Genomic DNA, 19,981 nt, shown 5'->3' on the forward strand with positions numbered 1-19,981 from the left:
GCAAGTGGATAAAAATGTCTGGAGAAGACTCCAAATCATCAGGTGAAACTGGCGAGAATATTGTCAGTAAATTTTTCAAAAAAGTCGGATGGCCGAACTCTAACCCAAACATTAGTTTTCCGTGCCATTTTGGAACAACGCATCCATCTGATGCTGATGGACCAAGAACCAAGCATGGTGTAGATGAACACTTTTCTTACTTATCTAGCTTAGAAACTGAGACACTTGTACATATACTTGCTTCGGTAAAACACACAACTGGTGATTACCCAAAAAGCTTTACTAACAAGATAAAAGGTTATGTAGACGATATTATTTATTCAAGTGTTTGTTTTCGAGTATCAGATCATAATGCAGACACAAACGCAATCTTCTCTGGGAATACGATAAAAAACATAAAATACGTACCTGTACTTTTCTATTTGTCTAGTAAGGAAGATAAACATAAAGATTACTTCGCTAATATTTCAAACACCCAGTACTTCAAAAAGTTTGAGAATGAAGGAATCGAGGAATTTTATGTTGTCGATAACAGCAAATTTACCTTTATGCTTAACGCTATTGACCATGTTACTAATCACTATTCAGACTACGAAATCTTCTTTGGTCACACTAGCACAAGTTTAAATCGAATGTCGTTCAATCAACGTTCATATAGTTCGGTTATGCCCGTAGAGTACTTGACCCTTCCATATCTCACTTTTGTTTTGAGAAAGAACATCGAGAATGAGGAAGTGTTTAAGTGTGTAGTTGTTGCCAACGAGCCTTTCTCACAAGATAGTTTATCAAGACACACATATAGTGCTCTCCAACATTCAGATAGAATTAGTTCAGTATCAATCTGTTTTCCAGACTTCTTTTTAGATGAGCACAAGGGTGATGTTAGTAAAGTTATGCAAGCCCATAATATTACAGAGCAAAAACTACGTGTCGAAAACTACATACCAAACTTTAGGAACTTAACAAATGAATAGTGACGCTTTCATTCCTGTTGGTGATGTTTTACGTCAGTTTCTTGCAAACCCAATGATAAAAGCTAGTGACTTAAAACAAATCTTACAGAGTAGAGGCTGCTTTAGTAGCTCAAACGACAAAAAAGTGTTGGGACCATTACTAATTAAAACAGGTTTAGCTCCTTACGAGTTCGAACAACTCAAAGAAGCTGTAAAGGAAAAGGAAGACAATCCAAAAATTCAAACTAAGCAGTTACAGTGGGATGCAACCCAAGGGAAAACATTAGTTCAAGCTTTGGGTTTTAATTTTGATTTCAATAATTTAATTAACGACCCATTTGATGTCTTAACGATAGAAAACAGTCCACAATTTCGAGCTGCTGGAAACGCAAAAGATCCGAATCATGTTATCGCTGAAATCAAACTAAAACGCCGAGATAAAACAAAAAACTTTGGTGATGATGAAAGCTACTTTGAATGCCAAGTCGAACTGAAAGTTGATGCATCAAACAAGCTTGATTTGAACATAACGACTAAACATACTGCTAAAGAATCTTTGTACGTAGCAAACGAGGTTGTAAGGCGAGCTACTAAAGCTTTAAAAGATGCCAGCTTAATCAAATCAGATAATATTAAGAGAATACTTTTCACCGACTTCACCAATATAGGTAGAATTAACTTCTTAAAAGCACTGATACAATCTACAAAGGTAGAGGTATACCCTTCTAAAAAACATACGCGAAGAATACACATTCAACCCGATGACACAGTGACTAAAACTAGACCTAAGGAAATAGATTTTCTTGAAAAGAAAATCAATGACTTAACCTTAAAAGGCTCTAATCTGGATAGTAGTGTTTTTTTGAGTAAAAACGAATTAAAAGAGCACTTGAAACTATATAGTGTACAAGGTTCGTATGAGATAAAAACAACTAAGCATGAAGGGACATGTGACCTGGTTTTTGAGTTCCCAATCTATGACTCAATGAATACCAGTGAACTACAGATCTATATTGCCAATTTTAATGTACGTGGGAAGCTTTCTCAAAAAAACAAAAAGGAATTAAAAACTTTTGTACTAAAAACATTTGAAGAGAAGAAGTTTTCATTATTTTCTCAGCATAAAATTTAGCATTTAAGTGTAAGATCAAAAAAGGCGAACCCGTTGGCTCGCCTCTTCTGTTAATAGAGATTTGTTAGCTCGCTTTTGATGCCGCGTGCTGCTCTACCATAAACGCGATCACTTCTTGGTTTAAGCAAGATTTGCTGATGTATTGGCGTTGTTTACCAAGGTGAAGGATAAAGCCCAAATCAGTTTGTTCCAGTTGGTCGATTTCATTCCATGCGAGGCTGCGGTCAACTTTACCGCTTTTGTAGCGCACACCATCTGCGTTAACTTGAAATACTACTTTGCTGCCACGGCTTGAGCTTATGGTTTGACGCCAAAGCCACCAAGTTCTTTTGAAGTAAACGCTACACGCTTCAATCACACTCAATACGATAAAGAACCAACCGACATAACCGTTAGGTAGCAGTTCAAACTCTAATAAGACCACACCAAAGATAAGAAACAGTATCCCTTTTAAGTACGCTTGTGGGAACTTCGTTGGCCGGCTAGTTTGATCATAACACTCGGCAAAGAAAGGTTTGTCGAGTATGTATTCTGTAGTGAATTCGAAATCTTTAGACATGTATGGTTACTTCAAGGCTTCTGTAAATGAGTATTCTTGGTTGCACTCTCGCAACGCGTGCATTGTAGCGCTTCTTGGGACTTATCTTTAGTCCTTTTGATGCTGTTTTGTAAATCAATGATACCGAAACTCGAGGAGATCTTTTTGCACTCGCCAAGATCAAACAAGGCGAACCATTTGGCTCGCCTTGTTAATTAATGGCCTGTGTTAAGTAATGACCTATGTGACTTCTTGAGTTTTCTACTTTAGAGGGTCGTTGTCTGGCAATGCACTGTGTATCCAGACTGCCAGTCGGTGTTTGATGCTTGCGCCGTCTAGCTTGCTTTCCGGTAGTGGCGTGATCTGTTTGGCATCGACCAAGAATAGGTAAATCGCTTTTACTCTCAGAGGTTGCGGTGACTGAGGAAGGTCAAAACCTTGTAGCTTCGCCATCTTCCCACCAATCTCTAGTGCCTTCTTAACCAGTTTGTCTTCATTGTGAAGCTTGGAGCTTTTTGACATTGATAAATCCTCTTCTTCGCTTCGGCTAAGAATACATGAAGTGTCACGTATGGCGTGTTAGTAAGCTCGCATATTGATAAGTTTATGCCTTACTACCGAGTGGTCGATTAAAAAACAACCTTTTCGCGGCATGTTTTCTGTGTATGCTTCCGTGCAGAACATCCGAATGGGCTTGGGCGCAGACTCCGAATGATTTATTTAGAACAAAGATCATGCTCACCGTAAACAAGCCATTTCGGTAAATATGCAGTTTCTGGAATTGTCCAGCCATACTTATCGTAGGCCAATGCAGCAAGACCAATCAGTTTCAAAGAAACATTCCCTTTTGGCGAATAACGAACATCTTCATTCATGTAGAACTGGTAATGCGTCTCTAACGCATCTCTCAGTGCTTCTTGATAATGTGCCTCATCGCCATCGATAATGGCAACAAACACATTCACAAATGGAATAAACAAAGAGTGTACATATGGCACCCTGGTTGATTCTAAATATTGCGGGGAGGATTTCTCCATCACAGTTTGCAATAACTCAGGTAACGCTGATGAATTGCTAAATACACCGCTAACGAACTCGACCAGCGCAACATCGAAAGGATCTTTTAAACGCACTAACGACTCATCCATGATGGTCATCAGCTCTACGCAGCGCCAATCTCTCGCGGCCATCGCTAAACAGATTTCATCTAACCATGCATCCATTGTTCCTCCTGCAACAGAACGGTTACCCACTTCCGAAAAGTGTCGGTGCCCAACGGAGAATTCAACAACTTGGTCTGAATGATTGGCCAGTAAGTATACGTTATTCAGTAACTCAAGCGCTCTTTTTATATAAGCTGGCGAGGCCTGATGTTGTCCATATTTTGAAGCAGTAAAAAATGCCTGAAGCGAATCCCAAGCATCGCCTTTCATTCTTTTAAGAGGTTGCTGATAAAAAGATTGTTTTTCATCAAGCATTCTTTCCCAGAAGCTGTAGAAATCTTCATCTTCTTCACGAAAAATACGCAATTTTCTTTCTTCAGGTATCTCTAAATAGTGATTTTTCATTTGTTCCATCGTTCCCTAGCCTCGCATTATAAGTTGTTCTAATTTTTTGCCGTGATGATATTCATCTTCAAAATCAAGCCGCGAATGATGCCGAAGTTGATTTATAAAATCAATTTATAATCAGTATGCTGCATCGAAAGTTAATGCTTAATTGAAATGAATCGAAAAGCCGAAAAACATTTGAAATATAAGGCTACCGCACAAGCTGCGATGGGTAAGCCAGAAAGTACCTGTCCATAAACAGTTGACGACGAACACTGACTTTGTGGAGTAAAGATAGACAGATATTCACCATTGTGTTCGCCTTTCTTTTTCTGTCGCTTTCGATAATACTCTTGCGCAATATTACTCAGCTGGAAAATTTTATGCCTCAAGCAAACTCTGTGGTCGTACTCGACTTTGAAACCACAGGTCTCTCTCCTACTTTAGGTGATCGCGCAATAGAAATTGGTGCGGTAAAGTTAGTCGATGGCGAGGTTGTTGATAGTTTTCAGCAACTCATGAATCCCGGTTTCAGAGTGAGCTCCTTCATTGAGAACTACACCGGCATTACCAATAACATGTTGCGAACGGCACCAAGCTGCGAAGAGGTCATGGCATCATTTAGTGAATTCATTGCAGGCGAAAACCTTATCGCTCACAACGCGTCCTTCGATAAACGATTTTTAGATGCAGAGCTTGAACGAATCAACTGTAGTTATTCGGGTGAGTTTGCTTGCTCCTTACTGGTGGCAAGACGGCTCATTCAAGAAGCTCCATCACATAAGCTAGGTGAACTTGTTCGCTATAAAAATATCGACAACGACGGTGTTTTCCACCGTGCACTAGCCGATGCGCAAATGACAGCCAAGCTTTGGCTCTTAATGGTCGAAGGGATAGAAAACTCAGGTATCGTTAAGCCAAGTTTTCAGTTGATGCAAACGGTTAGTAAAACAGCAAAAGGAAAAGTCGACCTGCTACTCGCCAAAAGCCGTGCTTAACCCCCTCCTAGCTAAAAGCTGATTCTCGTATCTTAGACGTTTAAGTGATTTTCGATGCGATATTGGCTATCCCAGTGAACTTCCTAATCTGAATGCGGCAGTTCGCTGGTCTCCCCTACAAAACTGGCTTACTATGCCAGTTACCTAAAACGCTTTGTGAGCCACTCATGAGCAGAAAAAATAACAAAAATCTCAGCATTCTTCTTAAACTCAACACCTTTATTGCACCTTATAAATGGCGGGTTGCGGCGGCTTTGGTTGCCCTTGTCGCGACAGCAAGTTTGACGTTATCCGTTGGCTATGGAGTACGTATTCTTATCGACCAAGGCTTTGCTCAGCAATCATTGCAAGAGCTTACCAATGCGATTCAGTTTATTGTCGGTGTCACATTGTGTATTGCCATTGGGACCTTCTTTCGCTTTTACCTTGTCTCTTCCGTAGGTGAGCGCGTCAGTGCGGATATTCGCCTTTCAGTGTTTAACCATGTGATTACGCTGCATCCGAGCTATTTTGAGACCAACAGTAGCGGCGATATTATGTCGCGCCTAACTACCGATACCACGTTGCTGCAAAGCATTATCGGTTCATCGTTCTCAATGGCGATGCGTAGCGCTTTGATGTGCTTTGGTGCCATCATTATGTTATTCGCCACCAACGTTAAGCTCACGCTGATTGTGCTTGCTTCTGTGCCTTTGGTTTTGGTTCCGATTTTGTTTTATGGACGACGCGTGCGTGCGCTCTCTCGCCAAAGTCAAGACTCAATGGCCGATGTCGGCAGCTACGCAGGTGAAGCGATAGAACATATTAAAACCGTGCAAAGTTTTAGCTCAGAGCCGTACGAACGAGCGGCTTTCGCTGTCGAGGTGGAAAAAGCGTATGAAGTGGGCAGACAGAGAGTAAAACAACGCGCAATCCTGATATCAGGCGTTATTGTAATTGTATTCAGCGCGATTGCAGGCATGCTTTGGGTTGGCGGCAGCGATGTGATTCACGGAAAGATGTCTGCGGGAGACCTAGCAGCGTTTGTGTTTTATGCCATTATGGTTGCCTCATCGACTGCAACCATTTCTGAAGTGATGGGTGAACTGCAAAGGGCCGCAGGCGCTACCGAGCGACTGATTGAGATCCTTCAAGTAGACAGCGATATTAAAGCGCCAAGCAACTATTTGCCTGTCCGTCCCGACATGCCTGCTGAGGTTAACTTTAATTCGGTGAGTTTCAACTACCCTTCTCGCCCAAATCAACCAGCTATCAAAGAATTAAATCTAACCGCTGAACAAGGCAAAGTATTGGCGTTGGTCGGCCCTTCTGGTGCAGGTAAAACGACACTATTCGAATTGCTGCAACGCTTTTATGACCCGCAGCAAGGGCAAGTGTTGTTTGGTGGTGAAGATATTCGACAGTTCGACCCAAACGAGCTTCGGCGCCAAATGGCACTCGTACCACAACAACCCGCGCTGTTTAGCCATGATGTGTTCCATAATATTCGCTACGGCAATCCTGAAGCAACGGATGAACAAGTCGTCGAGGCTGCGAAAAAAGCCCATGCCCATGAGTTTATTGAGAAGCTTCCCGAAGGCTATCACAGCTTTTTAGGCGAGCGCGGCGTTAGGCTATCGGGTGGACAAAAACAGCGCATTGCGATTGCTCGTGCGATTCTAAAAGATCCAAAAATCTTACTGCTAGACGAAGCTACCAGCGCTCTTGATAGTGAAAGTGAACATCACGTTCAGCAAGCACTTGAAGCACTGATGAAAGGACGCACAACGCTTATCATTGCTCATCGCCTTTCGACTATCCAACATGCGGATAAAATTGCGGTGCTCGACAATGGCGAGTTAGTCGATGTTGGTAACCACCAATCATTAATGCAAAGCTGTGAGTTGTATCAGCGACTTGTGGCGTTGCAATTTAAGCACTTAGAGTAGCGCCTAGTTAAGCCCCCAAAACAAGCAAAGGCGAACCAAACGGTTCGCCTTTTTCTGTTCATTCACTTCCGTGAACTTTGTGCAATCCAAACATCCTTTCGCTCATCTAAAAAACCTCACTCCACTATTTCACCACTCCACTTAGAAGACGAACAATTTCATTCATAACCAATCTGTTTTCAAAAATAGGAAATCACCACTGTAAAAGTTCACCGTATTTTATCTTGCTGCCTATGGTTACAATGTTTTTGAAATCAAAGCCTTTAAACCAAGTTATAAGTAAGCGGCACCGAGATGAACAGTGAAGCGAAACAACTTTTTTATCATTTATGTCAGCAATACGATGCGCTTTCTCAAGAACTAGAGTCTCGCGCGTTTCCTGAGTTTTCCGAGACCATCACTCATCCACTTGGACACTGCTTTGTCCGTTGCCCTGTAGGCAGTCAGCGCTTTTCCATTGTTGCAGTCAACTTTGCGCCCTCCGTTCGTGGGCAAGGCGTGCTTACTGCATTTATCAACTACATTAAAAGCCATCCATATCATTACCAAGGCGTTGAAGTCGCTATCATTGAAAACAAAAGCTTAGCAAAACGACTGTTGTCCCTTGGATGGAAGTACAAGTCTCTGTTTGGCAAAGTTTTCTTCGCCAGCAAGCCGACCCTAGTGAAGGACTTTCAGTCGGCGTAATAGTTATTACGACACCACATCGGCATCCAAAGCAAAACCATCACTCAAAATCCGTAAGCATATTTAGAAAAGTTTGGCGGTCTTCCGTTGTACTACCTCGATGAGCAGTGTATTCGACGTGCACATTCGGGCTGGCGTTGGGTGATAAATTGATGCCCCACAGCGCGTTAATTTGGTTTGGAACGATGGAGTAACGCACGTCAACAATTCGCATTTCGTTATTCGGGTCTTGCGCTACAAAACCATTTGAAAACCAACGGAAACGTTCGATGTCTTTCGCTTGCTGCGATTGCGGATCGAGCCATGGAAATTGTGTTTTCACATTGAGCTTTGGTGTGGATTCGCCAGGGTAAATTTTTATTGAGCGCCCCACTCTTACCGCATCCACATAGTAGTTATCTTCGGTTTCATAAATCACTTTCCAGACCAAAAGATTCCCGAAGGTTGGTTTTGCTTTTAGCTGCACAGCGCTGTGATGTCGCTCTTGGACGATTTTCCATCCGGCCGCTTCTGCTCTATCTCGTTGAGTCACCCCAAGTGTCAGATAAGCCAGAGACCATAGAAATGCGATACGCGCATAACTTCGATTTCGCTTCAGTGCGGCAAACAAAAGCAGGATCAAAATAGGAAATGTGAAAGCGGGGTCGATAACCGAGATTGTGTTCCAAGCATAGCGTGTGTTGCTTATCGGCCAAAAAAGCTGAGTCCCATAGCTGGTGCAAGCATCTAACAGCGCATGGGTGCTATAACCAAGGGCACAATAAAACCAACTCTGCCGGAAGCTTAGTCCTCGCTTTTTTGCTAACAACGGATACAACACTAAAGCACAGAGAAAGCTGCCAAAAGGGATAAACAACAATGAATGGGTAAAGTGTCGGTGATATTCCAAAAACAGCAATGGGTCAGTTGATGAACGGATAAGTACATCCAAATCCGGTGCCATCCCTGAAACCACACCTAACACGCCAGCAGCCACAATGTGCCGCTTGTTACTTGCAGACTGTGGCAAAGCAGCGCCAAGTAAACCTTGCGTTAACGGGTCCATTATTTACGCCCGCAACGAAAATGTAGCCGAGATAGAAGGCATATACGCTTCAAAATAGGCTCAAATTTAAAAACCAGAACGTTCTCCGACATAAATTATCCGTATTTAAGTGGATTGGAAGACACACCTTAATGACGCATTAAAGTGTTCGAAAACAAACACTTTGATTTTAGTGTAAGAAGGAATCGCCCTATTCGCTAGTGAGAAGCGAACCTAAAGCGAGGCTTGTGGTGTACGTCAAAAGTACAAAACTGCGGATTTTACAGATGCAAAAATAAAACAAGGCGAACCGGATGGCTCGCCTTGTTTACTGAAGGATTAACGACAAAAACCTTAGTCTTGAGGGTTTTCTTTCGCGTTGATTTCAGCGTAAGTGTGCAGAAGTTCCGTCAATGTTTTTACCCAATCAAAAACATCCGAAGGTGTATTTTCGAGTAGCTTTTCCACTAGTGCACAGTGTGTTTCTAACGTGATCGCCTCTTCCAAATGGAATGAAATCGCATAGAAATGCCAAAGAACCAGTCGCGTCATTCGCTCGCTATTTTGCTTCGCATTGTCTGAGTCATCAAACGCTTGTTGAATTTCACTCAGTGCGATTGCTGTCATGCGTAACATGGCATCAAGACGTGCAGACAACATACGGTCTTCGCTATCCACTTCTTCTTGATCGAAAGTAAATAGCTCATTCATCACGTCTTCAGGCACCATTTTACTGATCATGCGAGCACTAAACTCTTCCAGTTCATGACGAGGCATGGTTACAAGACAATCGAAGGTGTAATCACGAAGCATAAAATCACTCTAGGTTGGAAATCAATTTCAGCCACGCATTCTAAATACTGAAATCTCAATTGCCAGCGTTTATTTCTATTGGGCTACCGAAAAACTACAGAACACCGTTGATCGCAATACCAACACCAATACGCTGCTGATTATGATCATAGTCAATCAAGCTCTTACCATACCCCGTCGAGTACTGTGCGTATCCCTGAAGTTTGCCCCAGATCGGAAATGACACCCCTAATTCGGCAAAGCCTTTATGCGTTTGGAAGTTCTGGCGGCCTAAGAAGGTAAACTCATAACCATTCCATTTGTACGCACTCGATAGCTCAAAGTGCCCCATGTAATCTTCGATATCCGGGTTATCATCACCTTTAGGATCATTCGGAGATGTTTTTTCATCCTCAGGTATACGCCACCACGGTTGAAGAGAAACCGCAAAATTGTCTTTCGCAAAGGTTAAGTTGGCGTAAACACGATTCCAACTGCGCGATAACTCTTGTCTCTGCCCATTCGACTCATGCTCAATACCAAAACCTAACCAAGTCGAACCATCAAGTGGCTTCCAGTCTGTCGGGGTATAATAAAAAAGCTCAGGACGATAATTGGTTTCACGAAATGGACGCGATGCGGCTCCTGTATACACTTGCCAAAATGACTTGAGCGTCATACCAAAGAACAAACCATCCCCATCAAACAACAAATCGTCGTAGTTCATTGGCACTTTAAAACTAATTTGGAACTCCGCTTCTTCCTCACGCAGCTCATCCCCGTACTTAGTGTCCGCATAAGCACGCTTATTTACGCGATCACTGTAAGTGAACGGCAAGATGTAGTTAACACGATGCGCCACCAAACTAAATGGTTCAAAGGCGTTTTCTCGTTCTGACTCCAAACGCTTGTCGACCAAGCTTTCCTGAAGCTCCTCAGGTTCTTCAATTTCTGGATCAGCGGGCACTGTGCTTGTTACTGCATCAAGCTCACACTGCGCGCGAATGCTCTTTATGGTTTCCTCACCTTTGCTTTGCTTAATTTTGTCTAGCAAACATAAATCATAAGCACTGGCTGTTTCTCCCATCGCAACTGGCGCTGCCAATAAGCTCAGTATTGATATCCCTGCCACTTTTGAAGCCATCTGAAACCCTTAATATTCTTTATGTCAAACCAGATAATTTTAATTTTTCTTGGTAAACCGCTTGCCATTCTGGCGTTAAGGCAATGTTAAATGTTCGCTGACTTTACGTCTTGGATAAATACGACAGACCTCAAACATATCCGCCCACTATGAGCAACGCGCCAAAAACGACCAAGAGTTGAGCATCATAAATAAAAACAAAAAAGACTCGTTTGCATGATGCTCATATTCCCTATGCAAAATACTGGCTCGCCACTTTGATTGCAAACGCGGCTATGAATAAACCCAAACCATAAGCCAAATGCGCCAATGTGCTAAGAAAACGGGCTTTCCAAGGTGTTGGGGTTTTACTGGCAGCAAAACCAAATCCTAGACAAGGTAGAATGACAAAAAATGGGAAGACCAACGTGACCACACCAGTGGCTAAGCCGGGCACTAGACTAGGCTCTACCAACCAATGATGCCCAAAAGCAGCAATGTGAGCCAAAGCGAAAAAAACACCAATGGCATAGTGCAAAAACCAACCGAGTGCTTTTTCTCCAGACATCGGGTCTGTTGCCATAATTGGCGCATGCATAAGCTTTCCTTTGGGCATGTACAAAACCCAGCGCGCGACCAATGCATAGTTTAGTGAGGGAATACCAAACACTCTCCTTTGTAGCCAAGCCCATAAATCCATTATCAAAGTCGCACCAATCCCTATTAGCGCCGCTTGTAATCCTATTAAAAACAGCATTTTTTCACTCCTCAAGTTTTTGATTTGTTAAGGTCTTAGTTGCATGCTACAACTTAAAGCCGACTTGAAGTCAATGAGGAATAGTATGGATATTGCAGAAGTGGTTAAAAAGTCAGGATTGCCGACCTCAACGCTCAGATACTACGAACAGTTGGGGTTAATTCGCTCGATAGGAAGGAATGGATTGAGACGTCAATATTCACCAGAGGTACTCAATAAACTCAACATCATTAGTTTGGGGCGTATCGCTGGAATATCACTTAACGAAATGGCAGAAATGTTGAATCACTCAGAAGGTTCAAAACCATACATTGATCGTGACTTACTGGCGAAAAAGGCGCTTGAAATTGATGAGCAAATAAAACGTTTGAAAGCGGTGCGAGACAGCCTAAACCATGTTGTCACCTGCCCTCATGAGTCACATATGGACTGTTCTTCATTTCAGAGGCTTATGAAGGTCGTAAAGCGTTATGTCCCCCAAAAAACGAGATAAACCACTCTACTTATTCTTGATTTAAAAGGAAGCAACTCGCGGTTGTGAGTTACTTCCTTTCATATTACTTAGCTTGCGCTTTTACGTACTTCTTCACTTTTTTCATCGCCATTTTTTGCTTTAGCGGTGAAAGATAATCAATGAACAAGTTACCAGACAAGTGGTCGATTTCGTGCTGCATCACAATCGCTAAAAACTCATCGCTCTCGATTGTCATCGGGTTACCATCACGGTCCAATGCAGACACAACAACTGATGTGTAACGCTCTACATCGGCGTAGTATTCGGGAACAGATAGGCACCCTTCTTGACCAAGCGCTTTGTTTTCTCCGCTCACAACTTCTGGGTTGACTAAGATTAAAGGATCATTGCGTTCGTCAGAGATATCGATGACAACAACCGCCTCTTTTCTGCCCACTTGGGTTGAAGCTAAACCGATGCCATTGCCCGTTGCGTAAAGTGTTTCTAGCATATCGTCGATCAACGTTTGTACTGTCGATACATCAGTGACTTTTTCTGCTTTTACTTTAAGCCTTGGGTCTGGAATGGAGAGAATTTCGAGGACTGCCATACTTACCTTTCGTTATCTGTAAATCGTAATTTCCGGAGAATTATACACACGTTTGGGCAGACATAAACATGTTGAGTTTTCGTGGAAAGACCGTTTCGTCCAGAACATTCAATTTTGCTAGAGACCAAAGAGGCACAAAGAAAGAGAAAACAATAACGCCAGCACGATATGGCTGGCGTCTTTTTTACGTATCTATCTTTAAGCGTTCGTTATATGTGAGTTACGCACTCTTTTGCGCTTTTAGCAAAACCTTAATCGCCATTTTTTCACCACTCTTGAAAACAAAGTACCCGAGACAAACCGTTATTAACGTTAATACAACGATAATAATACTGAACCAGCCTAATTCCGCTATCAGTTCAAATATAGAAATGCCCAAAAACATTAAGATGAGAGAAAACACCACTAAGCTCGATAAATTCCAAAGCAGCACTGAATACCATCTCGTTGTCGAAGGCATTATATTCCCTGTTTTATAGCCAAAATAATATCCTACACTCATCGCTGGTATTAACGTCCCAAGAAAGCCGACACCGTTCATTTCCATGCCAGAAATGTACTCAATAATAAATAGCAGTATGGCCAAACAAACTGATGCCAAACACAAAAGCGACGTTACAAAGAGCACCGAGGGAGCGTTGTTTTCTGTTGAGTAATTATTTTTCGATTCCACTTTCATTTCCTTCCATTTATTTGAATAAAATAAGCGTGTTAGATCATGCTTCCGCTTGGACAACCTAGAGAAACAACACCGCCATAACTCGTTGTGGGTGTAGCTACCATGACTAAATCAACAGGAAGAAACACAACGTCCGTTGCTAACGACAAAGGGATGTCAATCAATGAAAGTGGGTATAACGCGATGGAAGTAATATCAGATCTTAAATAGCAAGGTTGTCGTGCGACTGATAACGCTGTGCCTGAAAACGGCTTTCCGTATCCGCCACCAGCATGCGCATCTATAGACGAACACCCCACCATTAAAGATGCTGACACCACAAGAAATACAACTTGTAGCTTTTTAAATATATTTATTTTCATTTAACCTAGATTCCAACTAACTATTATTTTTTAAAACTAAACCCTCTCTCAAATTGTATATTCAATGAATTTACTCATATGGGCCTAGTGCAACCATGTTAATACGTTCTATGTATTAGAAACAATTCATTTATTTCCAATAGCACCCGTGAGTTCATGCGACGTGACTAGAATCGCACTTGATTTTTTATACAAGCACCAAGTTAAGCTCAACCTATTCGCTTTCCCGTTGGAGTCGCGTACCTTTCATCTGATGTAAAAAAGCCGCCAGAACCATTTGGCTCTGGCGGCTTTTGTTTTATCGAAAACTCGATTACTGCTGTAGCTTCGCTTTGGCTTCTACTACTTTGGAGAAGTCTAGGCCCAGCTCTTCCACTGCTTCTTTAATCAGTACAGGGTTTTGCATTACCTGCGCCATTAACGCTTGAAGCTGATCTTGTGGCAGACCTAGTTGGCTGATAGTTGCCATTGCAGCCAGAGGGTTTTGAGTTAACGCCTGAAATAGCTCGTTGATTTGCTCGTCGCTAATATTGTTTTCTTTCAACATCGCAAGAATCGGGTTCATCAAATTACCTTTAAATACTATGTAAAACAGACCCGCAGTTTACCATTGGGTTTTGTTAGTTTGCACGCAGACTTTAACCACCACACCACCATCGACCAAGTTATGGTCGAATATTGGTGAACGTTGCGGTAGTGACTCCATCACTTTGCGATGAAAGCGCTTTTATATCCGAGTTAAAGTAATATGGATTAAGTGGTATTTTACTCTCGGCTGGTCGCGCGTAGTAAAGCTTAGCGGGCTGTTTTGCCATTTGTTGCGCGTACAAATACCCGACCAACGCATGTTCAAACTGGTGGTAACCATTTCCCCAATGGAACGCTTTGGTTGATTTAGGATTCAGACCAACACCTCCGTATTGATGATCCACCCACACGTCCATAAAGGTGGGTAACGTGTATTGCAACGTTTCTTTCATCGAATCATCGACAAGAGAAACCGTCATCGCCGCTTGATCGAGTTCTGCCCATTCCCAAGACGAGCTATAGTGTTTGTGCGGTCTTGATTGCCAAGCAGGAATGCTCTCTTGCGTCCATTTACTCTGCCATTCTGGCGAGAAGAACGCTTTGACTTGCTCAAAGTTTTGCTGGTATTGCGCTTGTTTAAGCGTATGTTTCATTCCTTTGAAACCAAACTCTGTCCAATTGGAATTCTCCAACAACTGACCAGTGAGATACGTCATCCAATACGCTTTGATGGTGTGTCCAAAATCATTGTGCTTCGCATCTGGCATCATTACCGCTTTGTGGTGTATCGCGCCATAAAAGCGCTGCTCTTTGTCGGAGTGGTAGTTATCCAGCATCACTTGCGTCAGCCACTCCAGATCTTGTTTCCACTTGGCTTGCGCTGGTTCTGGTAAAAGTGGCGCCGTTAACAACAGGTAGCCATTGATTTGGTCAAGTTGAGCGACTAACTCTTGCTGCTTCTCACTTTCTCCATCACCATCTTTCAAAACCCACGCCAGACCGCGATCATCGCTTCGTCGGTATTGTTTAAATATAAACGCTTGCTGGTCGATAAGTGCTTGTTCACCCTTTGGATCTTGCGTTAAGTAGTAGTACATCGCTAAACCCACCAAGGCGTAAGCTTGGTCTTGAGAAGTTCGCTGTTGCCACTCCATCCCCGGTTTTCCACTACGCGTAAAGCTCACAAAGCCGCCGTTTTTCTCATCTTGTAGATGATCAATCAGGTAATAAGCCCCTTTCTTTGCCAGCTCTAATGCTTGTTTGTCACCCGTAAGATGAAAAAGCACGCCATAAGCGTAAGTTTGGCGCGATTTCATGCGTGTGTATTCGCGATCGAAGTGCGGGATAATCCACCCTTTGTTTAATTCTTCACACGGCTTTTGTGGGTCGAGAATGACACCGTTATCACAACGAAATGTCGGAAAATTCCCCGCAGGTTGCCCATGCGCACTTTCCATCATCCAATATGGGGCTAGGCCATTCGTCACATGGTTTAACCAATCATCCCCCGAAGGCAGCTCCACATCAGCAAAGCTGTTCATGCTCGTCGTTGCGAGCAATAAGGTAAGATATTTAAAAGACATAATACTCAATTAAGTTATTGAATTTTATCCAGTATAAATAACTCCCATTACACATATTGTCGTCGTGGTCACAATCGCCTTACGCATTTGTTTGCATTGTTCATCTGTCTGCCTTATTCGATGACTGAGTCGAGAATAAACGCCACTCTGTCTTCGACTGACATTTTGGGCACTTCGATCAATTGATAACCAAATTTGTGATAAGCGTTGACCATCTGTTGATACGTGGCGACCGCTTCAGAAAAATCTTGCTTTCGCTCTTCATCGTTGCTGAATATCGACGACCACGGTGGAAAAATGAACACTTGAGAATGATAACGAAGCGTCTGGCAATGCGTGATGAGCTCATGCGAGATTGGCAATTGTTCCAACTTGCTGTAGCCATATACGTCCACAATACTGCGATCAAAAAACACGTCCCCCTGGCGGACATTGAAAGCTCGGTAATTGCTCACTTCTGCCTTCATCATTTCGTCTCGAAAGGCTTGTTTGTCATTCCAAGGTAATGCTGAACCGTGATTCGTAACCTGCCTTTGTATTACGTGACGACCTGTTTCTGGCGAGCAGATAAAGCCTTGTGTTTTTAGTTGTTCGATTACCGAGGTTTTTCCTGCACCGGGACCACCAGTGAATACGATGAGTTTATTCAAAATCTTTTCCTTATTTTTTGTTTGAGTGAAGTAATGCGTGTACAGCCAAGAAAATTGGCATGATCGGGCCTTTGAAATTGTAATTTGGCACGCCAGCGTTAAGCGAGCTCGGCAGTGGAAAGTTTTGGGATAGAAATGAGCAGTGAAAAATATTGATGAAATGAAAGCTTAAACGGCGTGTTCAGCGTTTATGAAAAACGGAGGAATTTTGAGCGAACCAAGCTTGCCCAAAAAATTGGGTTGGAAAATGGAGAGATTGGTTCAGCGGGTTAGCGCGTCAATTGGCTTTCTATATCAAGAAGATTGCACCTAAGCCTAAGAACGCAAAGAAACCGACGACATCGGTAACGGTTGTTAATACTACCGAGCCAGCCACGGCGGGGTCAATGTTAAACTTCTTCAACGTGAATGGTATCAACGTCCCCGATGCCGCGGCCGCCAAACTATTGAGGAAAATTGCACAACAGATAATAAGCGCCAATGGCCAAGAGTCAAACACCATGTAGACGACACCCGCGATGACTAATCCCATGATCAAGCCATTAATGGTGGCGATTTTTAACTCCTTATTCACCAATAGCTTCAAGTTACTTTGGTGCAAGTGGTTCAATGCGATACCCCGAATGGCCACCGCTAAGGTTTGGCTACCTGCGATGCCGCCCATACTCGCCACAACGGGCATTAAGATAGCAAGCGCTACAACTTGCTCGACCACATTATCAAAAATACCAATGATGGCAGAGGCAACAAAAGCGGTCAGCAAGTTAATCACCAACCAAAGTGCTCTTAGCCTTGTCGCCACAGTTAATGGTGTGAACAAATCTTCTTCACTTCGTACGTTTTCTGCCACTACAGCTTGTAGGCTGAGTTCACGCAAGGTAATCGCGATGGTCGCCATCGACAAAACGCCCATAATTTTGCCACCAGCCATGATAGGAAACCAATGCGCTCCACCATCAATCGAGACCTGTTTACTGACGCTTTGAATCGTTTGGATATCTTCCAGAATTGGCGTGACTACGGTCAAGTCTGTGAGTTTGGTATGGTTCTCATGCAGCAACAGGGTTTGAGGTTCTATCGTCCCAATAACGCCTCCGACATCGCGCACGATGATCAATCGCACCGGGCTTTGTCCACGTTTTAACAACTCGGTTTTGATGCCTCCTACGCTGTTTTTAGGATTTGCGACTAAAAAATGCGGCTCGGCATATCTCCCCACTTTGTTATCTTCATACGACAGCGCTTGTTGAATGTGCGCGACCGACTCTTCACTTTGGTCGATAAGGTACTCATCCACAAACTCGGTCGGTAGAAAGTCTGCAAAGATGATCAGTTCCGAATCCGTGATGTACGCTAAGCGTTCATGTTGCAGCTCTTTGTTGAGTGATTGATGAATGTGCTTGGCGGTGTCGTATCGCAGCAAATTTAATACCGTCCAGTACTTCTCTGGCGGCACCGCCTCTATCACGCGTTTACGATAAGCAATGTTGACCGACTCCAAAATGTTCGCGATTTGTGCTTCCTGATAGTCTTTCAAAAAACTGAGGTCTTCGGTCGACTCTATCGCTTTAATGATCTCGGCAAGCAAATGAGGCACTTTGCGATTAATTTGTAATTGGCTGGAATCTATCATCATTGTCACCGATTTCCTTGGGCATCACGTTAGTGTCAACACGATGTCTATTACCTAAAGGCATGAGATCCTGATGTTAAAATTCTAGGCAATGGCGCGCACAATTGCGGAATTTATATTTTGCTCGCAGAAACAGAACGTCTTTGCATAAGGGGATGGTATAAACTTTTAGTGTGCATTAGGCGCATTTGCCTCGTTTGATAATGGAGTAATCAATGGCACCAGTATTTTTTCTGACTCAGCAAGCCGCCTTACCAAGTCGTAAGGTGCTTCGTAAAGTGATTCAGTTTGCGACAGCGCTGGCTCAACCCATCGTAGTATTGGTGGAAGATCACCGCCGGAGTGAAGATCACGCATTCGCGCATTTCCTTAGTTTCAACTCTGACCATATAGAAAAGAGACAAGCTGAGTTTGAAGCTTGGGCATCAAAATTTAAAGACTTCGTTATCGAACTTTGTGAAGAAGAGGAAGTTGAAACGCCAGCACTCTCTTACGAGCATTTCAAAGGGAGTCATTGGATTGTTCAAGTCGCGAAACGGCTTGTCGACCACACAGATTTACTGCTCGTGGGGCATTTTAACAAGCACGACATTCAAACCTTACTCACCGAGCTAGCAAAAAACGATTGCGATTTATTGCTATTAAGTGAGCGTTCATGGCCTTCTCACGCCAACATGCTTTGCGCGATAGATCCGCTTCATCGCGGAGATGCAAAATCGGTCGTAGATAAAGCCATTGTATCGCGAGGCTCAAAACTAGAAAAAACCTTGAGCGGAAAAATGACGTTAGTTTACTGCCGCTACGTTGCGCCTTATCTATCTCGCTATCGTACAGAGATTTTGAGCAACCAAAAAGCAGGCATTACGGACTTTATTACTGCGCAAAAGCTAACTCGCGTACCACTACTGCTGCCAGAAGGAAACCCTGAAACAGCGTTACCAAAAGCAGTTAAACAATCGCAAGCAGCAATTCTGGTTATGGGCGCGTGTAAACGAAGCATGTCATCCCAATTTTGGTCTGGCAGCACTGTAGACACGTTACTTGATCAACCGCCTTGTGACCTGCTGTTGGTCAATAGCACGAAGGATTGATCAGGCTTCCCCATTCCGCCGCATCTTAAATATTATCACGCGCAGTTATTGGCTCTTCATGGTCTCTAACTGCGCGGCTTCATGTTCCGCGTTCAAGGCTTGTTTCTGCTGCTGTTTAACCTCATCCCAACTGCGTCCCGACTCAATCGCAGATACACGCTGATCGTATTTGTTGCAGGCTCTTTCGAGTACTTTCTCAGGATCTATACCCTTTTCTCTTTCCAACGCTTTTAATACGTTAAGATAGTTCCACAACACATCGCCTAACTCGTCTTCCAAATGACAAAGGCGATCCTCACGAATCTCTTCGCGGACTTCATCAACTTCTTTGCCAATGGCCTCCAGATAAGTCTCTACGCCTTTAAACCAAGTGTTGGTTTGGTCATATTGAGATTTTCTCGTCGCAATTGCATACAGTTCATCAAATTTCTTCATTGCCTCTCCGTAGAACACGTTTTTATTTACGCCTCTTTAGGACGAATAAACTTCCCTTTTGCCGTCACTCTAACTTCATTATTGACCAGTAATTGAGCCACCAGTTGATATATACCGCGGCGTTCACCTTCACAGTGTGCAGTAATCGTGACGTGCTCATCTAGCTCAATAGGTGCATGGTAGCGCACATCCAACTGCGCGGTAAGGGCTTGAATGTCTCTAAATAACAAACAGTGCGTCATTGCACCATCGAGCAGCGAACTCGCAATGCCACCATGCAACAGGTCTGTGTAACCTTGATGACGCGGTAAAACGTGAAACTCTCCGACAACAGAACCATCGGCTAGGCACTGGTAGTTCACAGCCAAAGAGTTCGGATTCGCATCGATTGAAGAACAAACCGCACATTGATAATGAGATTCGTGAGTGGAATGAAAGTGGCTGTTTGCGGACATGTTAAGTACTCAGCTTGTA

The 19,981-nt window shown here is 43.2% G+C and carries 23 protein-coding genes; 7 read left to right on the forward strand and 16 right to left on the reverse strand.

The window, feature by feature from the left end; translation table 11 throughout:
- Positions 1-14: 14 nt before the first annotated feature.
- A complete protein-coding gene (locus B7360_RS13210) occupies positions 15-974 on the forward strand; it encodes a hypothetical protein (RefSeq protein ID WP_021485267.1) in 960 nt (319 codons plus the stop codon).
- Complete coding sequence (locus B7360_RS13215; RefSeq protein WP_085343704.1) at positions 967-2,085, forward strand: hypothetical protein; 1,119 nt, start codon at positions 967-969, stop codon at positions 2,083-2,085. Before B7360_RS13210 ends, B7360_RS13215 begins: the two co-directional genes overlap by 8 nt.
- Before the next feature lie 64 nt (positions 2,086-2,149).
- On the opposite strand, the gene B7360_RS13220 is transcribed toward B7360_RS13215, so the two are convergent.
- From B7360_RS13220 to B7360_RS13230, 3 genes are all read right to left on the reverse strand, one after another.
- Positions 2,150-2,644, reverse strand: a complete 495-nt coding sequence (locus tag B7360_RS13220; protein ID WP_085343705.1) for a YcxB family protein — start codon at positions 2,642-2,644, stop codon at positions 2,150-2,152.
- 240 nt (positions 2,645-2,884) lie between these two features.
- Positions 2,885-3,145 (reverse strand): DUF5062 family protein, encoded by a 261-nt coding sequence (locus tag B7360_RS13225; protein WP_005376453.1) that lies wholly within the window; start codon positions 3,143-3,145, stop codon positions 2,885-2,887.
- A 194-nt stretch (positions 3,146-3,339) separates the two neighbouring features.
- Positions 3,340-4,200, reverse strand: coding sequence for an immunity 49 family protein (locus B7360_RS13230; protein ID WP_085343706.1), 861 nt, complete (start codon positions 4,198-4,200; stop codon positions 3,340-3,342).
- Positions 4,201-4,556: 356 nt separating this feature from the next.
- On the opposite strand from B7360_RS13230, the gene B7360_RS13235 reads away from it, so the two are divergent.
- The 3 genes from B7360_RS13235 (at position 4,557) to B7360_RS13245 (ending at position 7,786) form a co-directional block, all read left to right on the forward strand.
- Positions 4,557-5,171: a PolC-type DNA polymerase III gene (locus tag B7360_RS13235; protein WP_085343707.1), complete on the forward strand. Its 615-nt coding sequence runs from the start codon at positions 4,557-4,559 to the stop codon at positions 5,169-5,171.
- Between the two features lie 167 nt (positions 5,172-5,338).
- Positions 5,339-7,099: an ABC transporter ATP-binding protein/permease gene (locus tag B7360_RS13240; RefSeq protein WP_085343708.1), complete on the forward strand. Its 1,761-nt coding sequence runs from the start codon at positions 5,339-5,341 to the stop codon at positions 7,097-7,099.
- Between the two features lie 294 nt (positions 7,100-7,393).
- Positions 7,394-7,786 carry a hypothetical protein gene (locus B7360_RS13245; RefSeq protein WP_085343709.1) on the forward strand — a complete coding sequence of 131 codons (393 nt, stop codon included), beginning with the start codon at positions 7,394-7,396 and terminating at the stop codon, positions 7,784-7,786.
- 40 nt (positions 7,787-7,826) lie between these two features.
- Here the strand turns inward: B7360_RS13245 and B7360_RS13250 are convergent, their stop codons facing one another.
- The 4 genes from B7360_RS13250 to B7360_RS13265 form a co-directional block, all read right to left on the reverse strand.
- On the reverse strand, positions 7,827-8,831 hold the full coding sequence (locus B7360_RS13250) for a metal-dependent hydrolase (protein WP_085343710.1): 1,005 nt from the start codon (positions 8,829-8,831) through the stop codon (positions 7,827-7,829).
- Between the two features lie 333 nt (positions 8,832-9,164).
- Positions 9,165-9,623: a hypothetical protein gene (locus B7360_RS13255; RefSeq protein WP_005395188.1), complete on the reverse strand. Its 459-nt coding sequence runs from the start codon at positions 9,621-9,623 to the stop codon at positions 9,165-9,167.
- 94 nt (positions 9,624-9,717) lie between these two features.
- Complete coding sequence (locus tag B7360_RS13260) at positions 9,718-10,746, reverse strand: phospholipase A (protein WP_085343711.1); 1,029 nt, start codon at positions 10,744-10,746, stop codon at positions 9,718-9,720.
- A gap of 232 nt (positions 10,747-10,978) precedes the next feature.
- Positions 10,979-11,482 carry a DUF2938 domain-containing protein gene (locus B7360_RS13265; RefSeq protein ID WP_085343712.1) on the reverse strand — a complete coding sequence of 168 codons (504 nt, stop codon included), beginning with the start codon at positions 11,480-11,482 and terminating at the stop codon, positions 10,979-10,981.
- A gap of 85 nt (positions 11,483-11,567) precedes the next feature.
- Between B7360_RS13265 and B7360_RS13270 the strand changes: the two genes are divergently transcribed.
- The gene (locus tag B7360_RS13270; protein WP_085343741.1) at positions 11,568-11,975 is read left to right on the forward strand and encodes a helix-turn-helix domain-containing protein; all 408 of its coding nucleotides are present in this window, start codon (positions 11,568-11,570) and stop codon (positions 11,973-11,975) included.
- Between the two features lie 64 nt (positions 11,976-12,039).
- Here B7360_RS13270 and def read toward each other — a convergent pair whose 3' ends face one another.
- The 7 genes from def to B7360_RS13310 form a co-directional block, all read right to left on the reverse strand.
- Positions 12,040-12,546 carry a peptide deformylase gene (def, locus tag B7360_RS13275; RefSeq protein ID WP_006742287.1) on the reverse strand — a complete coding sequence of 169 codons (507 nt, stop codon included), beginning with the start codon at positions 12,544-12,546 and terminating at the stop codon, positions 12,040-12,042.
- A 220-nt stretch (positions 12,547-12,766) separates the two neighbouring features.
- Positions 12,767-13,225, reverse strand: a complete 459-nt coding sequence (locus B7360_RS25115) for an ABZJ_00895 family protein (protein WP_173670000.1) — start codon at positions 13,223-13,225, stop codon at positions 12,767-12,769.
- A gap of 32 nt (positions 13,226-13,257) precedes the next feature.
- Positions 13,258-13,587 carry a YceK/YidQ family lipoprotein gene (locus B7360_RS13285; RefSeq protein ID WP_080253353.1) on the reverse strand — a complete coding sequence of 110 codons (330 nt, stop codon included), beginning with the start codon at positions 13,585-13,587 and terminating at the stop codon, positions 13,258-13,260.
- A gap of 313 nt (positions 13,588-13,900) precedes the next feature.
- Positions 13,901-14,152 carry a DUF2999 family protein gene (locus B7360_RS13290; protein ID WP_005395194.1) on the reverse strand — a complete coding sequence of 84 codons (252 nt, stop codon included), beginning with the start codon at positions 14,150-14,152 and terminating at the stop codon, positions 13,901-13,903.
- A gap of 100 nt (positions 14,153-14,252) precedes the next feature.
- Positions 14,253-15,698 carry an AGE family epimerase/isomerase gene (locus tag B7360_RS13295; protein ID WP_085343713.1) on the reverse strand — a complete coding sequence of 482 codons (1,446 nt, stop codon included), beginning with the start codon at positions 15,696-15,698 and terminating at the stop codon, positions 14,253-14,255.
- Positions 15,699-15,811: 113 nt separating this feature from the next.
- A complete protein-coding gene (locus B7360_RS13300) occupies positions 15,812-16,348 on the reverse strand; it encodes an AAA family ATPase (RefSeq protein ID WP_085343714.1) in 537 nt (178 codons plus the stop codon).
- Between the two features lie 289 nt (positions 16,349-16,637).
- Positions 16,638-17,984, reverse strand: a complete 1,347-nt coding sequence (locus B7360_RS13310) for a magnesium transporter (protein WP_006742292.1) — start codon at positions 17,982-17,984, stop codon at positions 16,638-16,640.
- A 212-nt stretch (positions 17,985-18,196) separates the two neighbouring features.
- Here B7360_RS13310 and B7360_RS13315 point away from each other — a divergent pair, with 212 nt between their 5' ends.
- Positions 18,197-19,072, forward strand: a complete 876-nt coding sequence (locus tag B7360_RS13315) for a universal stress protein (protein ID WP_047008305.1) — start codon at positions 18,197-18,199, stop codon at positions 19,070-19,072.
- A 45-nt stretch (positions 19,073-19,117) separates the two neighbouring features.
- Here the strand turns inward: B7360_RS13315 and B7360_RS13320 are convergent, their stop codons facing one another.
- Both B7360_RS13320 and B7360_RS13325 read right to left on the reverse strand, forming a co-directional pair.
- Positions 19,118-19,507, reverse strand: coding sequence for a MazG nucleotide pyrophosphohydrolase domain-containing protein (locus tag B7360_RS13320; RefSeq protein ID WP_085343715.1), 390 nt, complete (start codon positions 19,505-19,507; stop codon positions 19,118-19,120).
- Positions 19,508-19,533: 26 nt separating this feature from the next.
- Positions 19,534-19,962: a PaaI family thioesterase gene (locus B7360_RS13325; protein WP_024701304.1), complete on the reverse strand. Its 429-nt coding sequence runs from the start codon at positions 19,960-19,962 to the stop codon at positions 19,534-19,536.
- Between the last annotated feature and the right edge of the window lie 19 nt (positions 19,963-19,981).

The sequence above is a fragment of the Vibrio sp. ArtGut-C1 genome, from assembly GCF_002105475.1.
Taxonomy (GTDB): Bacteria; Pseudomonadota; Gammaproteobacteria; order Enterobacterales; family Vibrionaceae; genus Vibrio; species Vibrio diabolicus.

Coding starts and splice junctions, on each gene's coding strand:
- B7360_RS13315 (WP_047008305.1), top strand. CDS start 18,197: ATGGCACCAGTATTTTTTCTGACTCAGCAAGCCGCCTTACCAAGTCGT.
- B7360_RS13265 (WP_085343712.1), bottom strand. CDS start 11,482: ATGCTGTTTTTAATAGGATTACAAGCGGCGCTAATAGGGATTGGTGCG.
- B7360_RS13260 (WP_085343711.1), bottom strand. CDS start 10,746: ATGGCTTCAAAAGTGGCAGGGATATCAATACTGAGCTTATTGGCAGCG.
- B7360_RS13230 (WP_085343706.1), bottom strand. CDS start 4,200: ATGGAACAAATGAAAAATCACTATTTAGAGATACCTGAAGAAAGAAAA.
- B7360_RS13270 (WP_085343741.1), top strand. CDS start 11,568: ATGGATATTGCAGAAGTGGTTAAAAAGTCAGGATTGCCGACCTCAACG.
- B7360_RS13215 (WP_085343704.1), top strand. CDS start 967: ATGAATAGTGACGCTTTCATTCCTGTTGGTGATGTTTTACGTCAGTTT.
- B7360_RS13210 (WP_021485267.1), top strand. CDS start 15: ATGTCTGGAGAAGACTCCAAATCATCAGGTGAAACTGGCGAGAATATT.
- B7360_RS13240 (WP_085343708.1), top strand. CDS start 5,339: ATGAGCAGAAAAAATAACAAAAATCTCAGCATTCTTCTTAAACTCAAC.
- B7360_RS13245 (WP_085343709.1), top strand. CDS start 7,394: ATGAACAGTGAAGCGAAACAACTTTTTTATCATTTATGTCAGCAATAC.
- B7360_RS13285 (WP_080253353.1), bottom strand. CDS start 13,587: ATGAAAATAAATATATTTAAAAAGCTACAAGTTGTATTTCTTGTGGTG.
- B7360_RS13255 (WP_005395188.1), bottom strand. CDS start 9,623: ATGCTTCGTGATTACACCTTCGATTGTCTTGTAACCATGCCTCGTCAT.
- B7360_RS13320 (WP_085343715.1), bottom strand. CDS start 19,507: ATGAAGAAATTTGATGAACTGTATGCAATTGCGACGAGAAAATCTCAA.
- B7360_RS25115 (WP_173670000.1), bottom strand. CDS start 13,225: ATGAAAGTGGAATCGAAAAATAATTACTCAACAGAAAACAACGCTCCC.
- B7360_RS13310 (WP_006742292.1), bottom strand. CDS start 17,984: ATGATGATAGATTCCAGCCAATTACAAATTAATCGCAAAGTGCCTCAT.
- B7360_RS13235 (WP_085343707.1), top strand. CDS start 4,557: ATGCCTCAAGCAAACTCTGTGGTCGTACTCGACTTTGAAACCACAGGT.
- B7360_RS13250 (WP_085343710.1), bottom strand. CDS start 8,831: ATGGACCCGTTAACGCAAGGTTTACTTGGCGCTGCTTTGCCACAGTCT.
- B7360_RS13220 (WP_085343705.1), bottom strand. CDS start 2,644: ATGTCTAAAGATTTCGAATTCACTACAGAATACATACTCGACAAACCT.
- B7360_RS13225 (WP_005376453.1), bottom strand. CDS start 3,145: ATGTCAAAAAGCTCCAAGCTTCACAATGAAGACAAACTGGTTAAGAAG.
- def (WP_006742287.1), bottom strand. CDS start 12,546: ATGGCAGTCCTCGAAATTCTCTCCATTCCAGACCCAAGGCTTAAAGTA.
- B7360_RS13290 (WP_005395194.1), bottom strand. CDS start 14,152: ATGAACCCGATTCTTGCGATGTTGAAAGAAAACAATATTAGCGACGAG.
- B7360_RS13295 (WP_085343713.1), bottom strand. CDS start 15,698: ATGTCTTTTAAATATCTTACCTTATTGCTCGCAACGACGAGCATGAAC.
- B7360_RS13325 (WP_024701304.1), bottom strand. CDS start 19,962: ATGTCCGCAAACAGCCACTTTCATTCCACTCACGAATCTCATTATCAA.